Here is an 8,746-nt window from a genome sequence, read left to right as displayed (position 1 = left end):
GGTGGTGGCACGGTCGTTACCGGAATAGAGGTCGCCGATCAGAGTAAGATTGAGTGCTCCAAGCGAAGCACTGCCCATCCCCTGCAGCGCTCTGAAAAAGAGCATGGTTTCGAAATCAGTGGTGAAAGCACATGCGGTTCCAGCGATTCCGAAAAGAAATAGGGAGGGAACCAGCACGATTTTGCGGCCAAAACGATCGGCCAATATCCCAAGCACCGGGGTAATGAAAATACCGGGCAGCGTAAAAAAGGTGATCAGCAATCCTATTTTCTGAGAAGAGACGTCAAGGGCATCAGCAATAGAAGGGAAGGCGGGGGCAATGGATGAAACGCCCATCACGGCCGTTAAGGTGATCCCAAAAATAATGTAAAGATTCCTGTCGCGCAGTAAACGTGGTTGTGATTCTTCCGCTGAATTGCTCAAAATAGATGATTCATGTAATTTCAGGATATAAAAACGGAGCCGGCCAAAACCGTTCCGAATAGTGCCAATGATACTGATATTTGGAAGGGAGTACCAATATTCCGGTGTTTAGATATTTAATTGAAATGATGGCGGGATTTGATGATATTTTTGCATTCCAATTTCAGGCAATGCTGCTGTAAGCAGTTAAAAAGGTATGAGTCCGGCCAGTGTTAATGAACGGATTTTTTTTATAAAGACTTGATATGTTGGCTTAAGAGATGGATTGATATGGAGTTATTTAAATTTAGGGTGAAATAAAAATTGAAAGCAGAAAGACAGATCTTACCGGATATTTCCAATCACCGGTACACAGTAAGTATTGCACAAACTGATCAAGAAATTAAAGAGGCCTTGTCGCTCAGGTATCGGGTTTTTTATGAAGAACTGGAACGTAAGTTCGAATCTTCCAAAACCGTTGATGAAGATAAATACGATGCCCAGTGTCATCATCTTATCGTGAAGGAAAATGAGACTGAAAAAGTGGTGGGAACCTATCGCCTTCAGACCTATGAAATGGCAGTAGCCGGTGAGGGCTTTTATTCCGAGAGTTTGTTTAATCTGTCGGAACTGCCTGAGGAGGTGTTATCAAAAAGTTTTGAAGTGGGACGAGCTTGCATCGAAGAAGAGCACAGGAGCGGAAGGGTATTGTTCCTGCTTTGGAAAGGTTTTGCAGGGTATTTAAAGTCCTTAAATAAACGTTACTTATTGGGCAGTTTGGGTATTCCTGCTAAATCATCGGAGGAAGCACTATCTATTTACAATGAGCTTAAAAATCAGGGTGTGTTTCATAAAGAATTCCGGGTGAGTTCGAAAAAGCCTTACGAACAAAACGAGGAAGAAAAGGTAAGGTCGATGCAAAAGCAGTTTAAGGCTCCCGGACTTTTGGAAAATTATCTGAGTGTTGGCTGTGATATCATCAGTAAGCCGGCATATCATAAAGGCCTTGAGCTTTTATACGTTATGGTCTTCCTTGATATTGAGAACATTTCCGACCGGACCAAAAAAATGTTCTTTGGTTAAACGAAAAACAATTCAGCAGTGGATGACCAATGAGTAAGATCCGAGGTTTTATAAAGCTTATCGTGCTGCTGATCTTTACGCTGACCACTTACAGTGTTTTTGCTATCGGGCTGGTGGTTCCGAAATTGTTCACGCGGAGATATGAGCCCTGGCGCAACCTTTTTATGAGAACCTGGGCAGAAGGAACTGCTTTTATTTTCAATATGAACCTGACTATAGAAGGAAGCCCACCCAAAGCTCCGTTCTTTTTGGTTTCCAATCATCTAAGCTATCTCGATATCGTGCCACTGTATTTGAGCCTGAGGTGTACTTTTGTGGCGAAAAAAGCGGTACAAAACTGGCCTGTGTTGGGCTTTATGGTAGATTCTGTCGGGGTGATCTTTGTGGATCGGAACAGGCGTACGGACGTGAAGCGGGTCAATGCCTTGCTTTCCGGAGCCATGAATGAATATCAGGGATTGATCCTGTTTCCGGAGGGGACTTCTTCCGGCGGGGAAAGCATATTGCCGTTTCATGCTTCCCTGCTTCAATATCCGGCCCGGGAAGAGATACCGGTTCATGTGGCATCCATCAGTTATAAGACAGGGCCTAAAGACGAGCCGGCGCGCGACAGCGTATGCTTTTTTGGGGCGCGACATGGATTTTTGGAACACCTGATGAAACTTGCACAAACCCGGGAAATCGACTGTACGATTCGCTTTGGAGAAAAGACGGCACAGTCAAATGACCGTAAAGAACTTGCTGAAAAGCTTCACCTAAATGTTCAGGAAATATTTGAGCCTACTTCGATGAAAGATTAACGTCATAGTCATGTTTATGTGCCTAAGCTGAATTCCTTTATCACACTCCATTGCTCTCCATCATGTTTCAGAAGTGAGAGATCCCCGGCTAAGAAATGTTCATTAAACCTGCGGTCTTCAAATTCCTTCCAGGCTTTACGAAAGTTAGCCTTGGTAAGATCTTTGAATGCCAGTGTTATATGAGGGTGATACTCCCGCTCATGGTAATTATAGGAAAACATATCCGGTTTAGATCGGGCTGTTTCTTCTAGTTTTTGCTGAAGTTCCATCAGCGGATCTGACTTCTTCACATCAATAAAAACCACGCGGGGCGGGAAGGTGGAAAAATCATTCAGCTGAATTTCCAAGGTTTGAAATCCCTGTGCAAATACTTCCAAAAGGGAATTTAGATTATCTCCAAGTTCTTCATCCATCCCGAACGGACTGAGCAAGGTAATATGCGGCGGTGCATTCAGCGAGTGGGAGCTGTTGAACTTCTCTTTTACTTCCAGCTTCAGTTGCTGAATTTTATCCCCTAAAGGGTTTGGCGGAATGATAGCGATCAGAAAGAGATCCGTTTTAGAGCTCATACTTATAAATTAAACATTTACATTTAATACCTGAAAAAGAATCCTTAAGTGAGTTCGATTGGTGCTTAAATTTCATACAATGGATAAACTTTTCAAAAATAACTTGAACTACCCGATCAAGATATCGCCTTAAATATTCAGCATAAATCGCACTTTCCTGTTATACTTGGGTTGATATGAGTCCAATGAAATACATCATAAATCTATTTTTTATTTTTCTACTGCTTTTTGGGAAACCGCTGATCGCCCAAGTTCAAACTGAACAGGAGCTGTTGGGAAGAGCTTCATACATTCAGGGGATGGAAGCTTTTGAGAATGAAGAGTACGAAAAGGCAAGTGAGCTTTTGCTTGAAGCAAAGAGAAACCTGCCAGAGGCAAGCGGCATTAGCTATGCGCTGGCGGACACTTATCTTATGATGAATGATCTGCCCAACGCCGCTTTTTACGGAAAAGAAGCCGTTAACAGTGAACCCGATAATAAATGGTATCGCTTGAAGCTGGCACAGATCTACAGGAGTGCAGGCCAGAATGAGGCAACATTGGATGAATTAAATACGCTGCTCGATTATCATCCCAATGATTTTGATGCTCTGATTATGCTCGCAGATACTTACAAAGATTACGGCCAGTTCGTAAAGTCTAATCAAACACTTGATCAGATCTTAAAACTGAGAGGTTCGGATATTTCGCTGCTGTTGCTGAAATTCAGAAATTATGAAGCGCTTTTAGTTCCTGATTCTGCTGTAGTACAGCTTGAGAAAATTCGTCAGATAGATCCTGATAATCTGGAAATGTTGAATTTGTTGGGAGAATATTATCTCAGAACAGGTAATAGTGATCAGGCCAAGGAAGCGTTAGGTGATGCTTTGGAAAGAAATGCCCGCGATCCCCAGTCACTGATCAATCTGGCCGGTATTTATCTGGATGAACAAAAATGGGACAGTGCAGGCACTTTGCTGGGTAATTTCGTGTCTGATCCGCTGATAGAGGCTGAAAAAAAATTGAATGTGGCGCAGTTTCTTTATTCAAGGGTGCAAAATGATCCGCAAAATATTCAGCTTCGAATAGAGACGGAACGAGTGATGGATGCTTTCTCAGAAAGCGAGTCGGATTTTGGGCCGGCTTTTACTCTATCAGGACAGTTTTATGTGCAAACCGCACAGCTCGAAAAGGCTCTTGAAAAACTGGAAAAAGCAAATGAGCTTTTGCCCCAGGATGAGATCGCCTGGAGGCAAAGGCTTCAGCTTTTACTTCAGCAGCAGAAATATGAAGAGGTTACTCAAGTTGGAGAAAAGGCAGATGTGTCTGTTCCGGATGATGCCTTCATTCAGTTTTTTGTGGGGAGTGCCTACATGCTTTTGAATGAAAATGAAAAGGCTGAGGAGTGGCTGGTAAAGGCATCAAGAGCACCCGCGCGGAGGCCTTTCAAATCGGCTGTGTACAGCACATTAGGGGATGCAAGAGCTAATCTGGGCAAACATGAAAGTTCTGATGAAGCTTATGAACTTGCCTTGCGCTATGATCCGGAAAATGATAATGCGATGAACAACTATGCCTATAATCTTTCAGTTCGGGAAGAAAACCTGGAACGTGCCAAGGAATTAGCACTAAAAGCAATTGAAGTAGCTCCCGAAAACGCAGCTTATTTAGATACGGTGGGCTGGGTTTATTTTAAATTACAGGATTATGACCGGGCACAGCGATTTATAAAAGCATCCATTGACACAGGAGCTGCAAGTGCAGAAGTCCTGGAACATATGGGCGATGTCTATGAAAAACTCGACAATCTGGAAGAAGCAAGAAAATGGTGGAGACAAGCGTTGGAACAAGACTCATCAAGAACATACCTTAAAGAAAAGATTAATTAGCGTGCAATCGAATCCCCGTTTTTTATTATTTACAAGTCTGATAATTGGTTTTATTATCTCAGCCTGCAGTACTTCAAGACCCATTACGGAAGGAGAATTCAGAGAAAGTAATATCTCCGTCCGTGCTGTGGTGGCTGATATCCCAGACTATTCTGAGGAGCTGAAGTCGCTTTCAGGCAAAGGCCGGGCATTAGTGAGTGAACCGGGGAACAGTGACAGGGTGACCATCGATTTTGAGGCAGACCGTGATCTGAGCTTGCTGACCATCCAAAACAGAATTGGCATTGAGGGGGGACAAATGCTTGTAGATCAGGATTCAATTTTGATCTATAATAAGTTAGACAAGGTCGCACAAAAGATATCGATCTATGATGGACGATTGACAAGCCTGAATGAACTGGCTTCCATCAACATTCTGGACCTGGTCAATTTCAAAGTAAATGTAGAGGAAGTCAGGCTCATACTTGAAAGCAATAATTTCTTTCAGCTTCGTTTAAATAATGGTGCTCAGGTTTTTGTAAATAAAGAAACCGGAAGAATTGAGCAGGTCATACAGACTGAAAGCAACGTTGCTCCATATTCGAAGATCATCTACGAAAGCTATGGAGAATTAGAGGGATTCATATTACCCCGAAAAATAACGATATTTAGTTCAGACGAAGACTCCCGGGTTGTTTTTTTAGTACGAGACCTAAACGTTAATCCTGGAGAACTGAAATTGAGCATTGATATTCCGGATAACATTAAGATCCAGCGGCTATGAGATTAAAAGGTTACATAAAAGCATTTACAGGCGTTTTTATAGTGTTGCTTCTGAGTGTGGATTTATTTGCACAAACGTATGAGGAGCGGAGAGAAGAGCTTTTACAGAGACAGCAAAATACCCGTGCAGAGATCAATGTTTTAGAAGCACGTATTAAGAATTATCAGGACAGGGTAAGTCAAACAGAAGTCCGCTTCGACAGGTCTTTTGAGCAGTTCCAAACTTTGAATAACCTTATTGCCCTTCAGGATGATAAGATTCAGAGTTTACAGGAAGAGCAAAAACAAATTGAAGCGGAGATCAAACTTACGGAAACGGAGATCGAACTTCGGGAAAATGAGCTTGAGCATCTGATCGAGAACTATCAGAAGATCATTTTATATGCCTATAAGAACGGCAGGTCAGGAAATCTTGAATTATTGCTGACTTCAGAATCCATCAATCAAATGCTGGTCAGATCGAATTATCTTCGCAGGTTTGAAGAACAAAAAAACAAGCAAACTGAAGTTATACAAGAAGCCAAAAAAGAACTGGATGAAGTGAGAGCAGGCTTGCAAGATAGTTATCAAAAGAACCAACTTGTGCTCGATGAAATACAGCAGGAAAAGGAAAAATTAGGAAATCAACGCGAGCTGCAAGAACAAACTGTTGAAGAAATTAAAAGAGAACGCAGTAATTGGCTGGCTGAGCTTCAAAAAATCAGAGAACAAAAAGAAAACCTGGAGAACACCTTCACAAATTTAATTGTAGCTGAAGAAGAACTGAGAGACTCAGAAAGAACCTCTACTTCGGGAATAACACGTGAAAATTTTGTCAGTGATGAAGTCCTTCTTACCTATGAAGAATCATTTGCCCAATCAAAAGGAGTGCTACCATGGCCTGTAAACAGCAAAACGGTAGCCAAGAAATTCGGCCGAATTCGAAATCCGATATATGGCTCTGTAACAGAGCATCCGGGCATAGACATCGTCAGTGATCCCGGCTCGCCCGTTTCTTCGGTATCGGATGGATATGTTATGGAAATTCTACCAATACGTGGTTATGGCGATGTAGTGTTTGTTAAGCACGGTTCATACTATACCGCATATGGTAATCTCAGCCAAATAGAGGTACGATTAGGGGAAGTTGTAGGCCGTGGCGATATCATAGGGGCATCTGGTACCTCTCAATCTGAATTAGGCGAAGTTCTTTTCTTTGCCGTTCGTCAAGGCAATGAATTTGTGAACCCCGTTAACTGGCTGGGAAAATAGGTCCTTTAATTTTTCGGATCGTGCCCCACGAGGTTAAAAGATATGTTAGCATTGGAATTTGGGGTTTGTTTTTAAGAATTTCTGCCTGTCTCTCAAACAAATAAAAAAATAACCAACATCACTGCTTTGGACAATTTCCCACGCTTAATTTTTTATGCTTCCGGTGTATTTATCTTATCGGCTGCGTTTACCCTTTTTTCTTCTGAATTTTTAGTTAGGATAAGTGATCCCACCTATGTGGGAACCCTTTTTCTTTTGGGTTTTGGCCTGGTGTATTTGAATATTGTATTTGTGACCGGAAGGCGATTTATGCGTAGGCTTCAGGGAGTGAACCCCGCCCCTTATATCTTTGGATTGCTTGTTGCAGCTCCCCCATTGGTGTGGGTTCAGCTATACGACGCAGGCCTGGGAGACTTTAAGCTAACTTTTATGTTTACAGTGATCCTTGCTTGTGGATTGGGAGCCCTTCTCGGACATCGGGCAGGCCTCAAAGCTCAGGTGAAGTTTCAGCAAAATTTACGTGATTTTTTGAATCAGGATAAAGAATAACAAGACCATATAAACCAAAAATAAACTTATGAGATCTATAAAAGCTACGGTTCTTTCTTTAATATTTGCCGTTTTGTTTGCAGGAGTCGGGATGGCTCAAACACTCCAAACTGAAGTTTTGCGCGAAATTGGTGCGGCCCCTTCAGCCGATCGAATTGAAGCAGACATCACAAAACTGGTGAGTTTCGGTACGCGGCATACTCTATCAGACACCACATCGGATACACGTGGAATTGGAGCAGCACGCCGCTGGATAAAAGCTGAATTCGAACGTATCTCAGAGGCTTGCGGTGGGTGTCTCGAAGTGTTTTATGTGAGCGGTGTGATAGAGGGAACTCAAAGAATTCCCGAACCAACCAATATTGTGAATGTGATCGCTATTCAAAGAGGAACGGCCGATCCGAATCGTTTTATAATGATGAGCGGTGATATTGATTCACGTGTAAGTGATGCGTTAGACGGAACCTCTGAATCTCCCGGTGCTAATGACAATGCTTCCGGTGTAGCAGGGGCATTAGAAGCAGCAAGAGTTTTATCTCAGTATGAATTTGAAGGCTCGATCATGTACGCGGCTCTTTCCGGCGAAGAACAGGGATTGTTTGGCGGAGAGATCTTAGCTGAACACGCTAAAGAACAGGGCTGGGATATCAAAGGAGTTTTGAATAATGATATGATTGGAAATATTCAGGGAATAAACGGAGTGATCGATAATACTACAGCCCGTGTATTCTCAGAAGGAACCCGCGCTGTTGAAACCGAGCGTGAAGCCCGCATTCGAAGATTTACAGGTGGTGAGGTAGATTCTCCTTCCCGAAATCTTGCTCGCTATGTAGATAAAATGGCGGACCTCTATATTCGAAATCTGGACGTGATGATGATCTATCGCCTGGATCGATTTGGGCGTGGCGGACACCATCGTCCGTTTAATGATGCCGGATTCCCCGGAGTGCGAATCATGGAAACCAACGAAGATTATAATCATCAGCATCAGGACTTGAGAACCGAAGACGGTGTGGAATATGGCGATGTGCTGAGCGAAGTGGAATTTGATTATGCGGCCAAACTCACCGGCTTGAATGCCGTAGTGATGGCAGGGATGTCATGGGCGCCAAGCCCACCGGCAGAAGTACAAATATCAGGTGCAGTTCGCCCAAGTACCACCTTAAGCTGGAAAGCACTCGATCCTGATGAAAATCCGCAACTCGCCGGATACAAAATTTATTGGCGGCTTACCGATTCCAACCAATGGGAGAAAAGCGTGTTTGTGCCTGCTGATGTAACAGAGCACACCCTCGAAAATGTAGTGATCGATAACTACTACTTTGGCGTAGCCAGCGTTTCTGAAGATGGCTTTGAAAGCCCGGTGGTATTTCCTGGCCCGGCCGGCTCGTTTGGAGACTGAGGAATATTGAATTTTGAAGTGATTAAACGCTCCGACGCTCTGCGTCGGAGCGTTTTTTTG

9 protein-coding genes are annotated in these 8,746 nt (G+C 43.1%); 7 read left to right on the top strand and 2 right to left on the bottom strand.

Features of this window, described 5'->3' with window-relative positions; all coding sequences use genetic code 11:
* Window positions 1-423: MFS transporter (locus VFM80_RS07160; protein WP_395070965.1), on the bottom strand; the 423-nt coding region annotated here is incomplete at its 3' end.
* Window positions 424-726: 303 nt separating this feature from the next.
* On the opposite strand from VFM80_RS07160, the gene VFM80_RS07155 reads away from it, so the two are divergent.
* Together VFM80_RS07155 and VFM80_RS07150 are read left to right on the top strand one after the other, a co-directional pair.
* Window positions 727-1,485, top strand: a complete 759-nt coding sequence (locus VFM80_RS07155) for a GNAT family N-acetyltransferase (protein ID WP_395070963.1) — start codon at window positions 727-729, stop codon at window positions 1,483-1,485.
* A 29-nt stretch (window positions 1,486-1,514) separates the two neighbouring features.
* Window positions 1,515-2,285 carry a lysophospholipid acyltransferase family protein gene (locus tag VFM80_RS07150; protein WP_395070961.1) on the top strand — a complete coding sequence of 257 codons (771 nt, stop codon included), beginning with the start codon at window positions 1,515-1,517 and terminating at the stop codon, window positions 2,283-2,285.
* Between the two features lie 14 nt (window positions 2,286-2,299).
* On the opposite strand, the gene VFM80_RS07145 is transcribed toward VFM80_RS07150, so the two are convergent.
* Window positions 2,300-2,854, bottom strand: a complete 555-nt coding sequence (locus VFM80_RS07145) for a 2'-5' RNA ligase family protein (RefSeq protein ID WP_395070959.1) — start codon at window positions 2,852-2,854, stop codon at window positions 2,300-2,302.
* Between the two features lie 185 nt (window positions 2,855-3,039).
* Between VFM80_RS07145 and VFM80_RS07140 the strand changes: the two genes are divergently transcribed.
* The 5 genes from VFM80_RS07140 to VFM80_RS07120 all read left to right on the top strand — a co-directional run bounded on the left by VFM80_RS07140 (window position 3,040) and on the right by VFM80_RS07120 (window position 8,686).
* Window positions 3,040-4,722 carry a tetratricopeptide repeat protein gene (locus VFM80_RS07140; RefSeq protein WP_395070957.1) on the top strand — a complete coding sequence of 561 codons (1,683 nt, stop codon included), beginning with the start codon at window positions 3,040-3,042 and terminating at the stop codon, window positions 4,720-4,722.
* Window positions 4,625-5,485, top strand: coding sequence for a DUF4292 domain-containing protein (locus tag VFM80_RS07135; RefSeq protein WP_395070955.1), 861 nt, complete (start codon window positions 4,625-4,627; stop codon window positions 5,483-5,485). The genes VFM80_RS07140 and VFM80_RS07135 overlap by 98 nt, the downstream gene beginning before the upstream one ends.
* On the top strand, window positions 5,482-6,735 hold the full coding sequence (locus tag VFM80_RS07130) for a murein hydrolase activator EnvC family protein (RefSeq protein WP_395070953.1): 1,254 nt from the start codon (window positions 5,482-5,484) through the stop codon (window positions 6,733-6,735). The genes VFM80_RS07135 and VFM80_RS07130 overlap by 4 nt, the downstream gene beginning before the upstream one ends.
* A gap of 126 nt (window positions 6,736-6,861) precedes the next feature.
* Window positions 6,862-7,284, top strand: coding sequence for a hypothetical protein (locus VFM80_RS07125; protein WP_395070951.1), 423 nt, complete (start codon window positions 6,862-6,864; stop codon window positions 7,282-7,284).
* Between the two features lie 91 nt (window positions 7,285-7,375).
* A complete protein-coding gene (locus VFM80_RS07120; protein WP_395070967.1) occupies window positions 7,376-8,686 on the top strand; it encodes a M28 family metallopeptidase in 1,311 nt (436 codons plus the stop codon).
* The last annotated feature ends 60 nt before the right edge of the window (window positions 8,687-8,746 follow it).

Source organism: Gracilimonas sp. (assembly GCF_035704785.1).
Classification (GTDB): Bacteria; Bacteroidota; Rhodothermia; order Balneolales; family Balneolaceae; genus Gracilimonas.
Note: the sequence above shows the minus strand (reverse complement) of the source record. Positions and strands in the feature narration are given on the sequence as shown.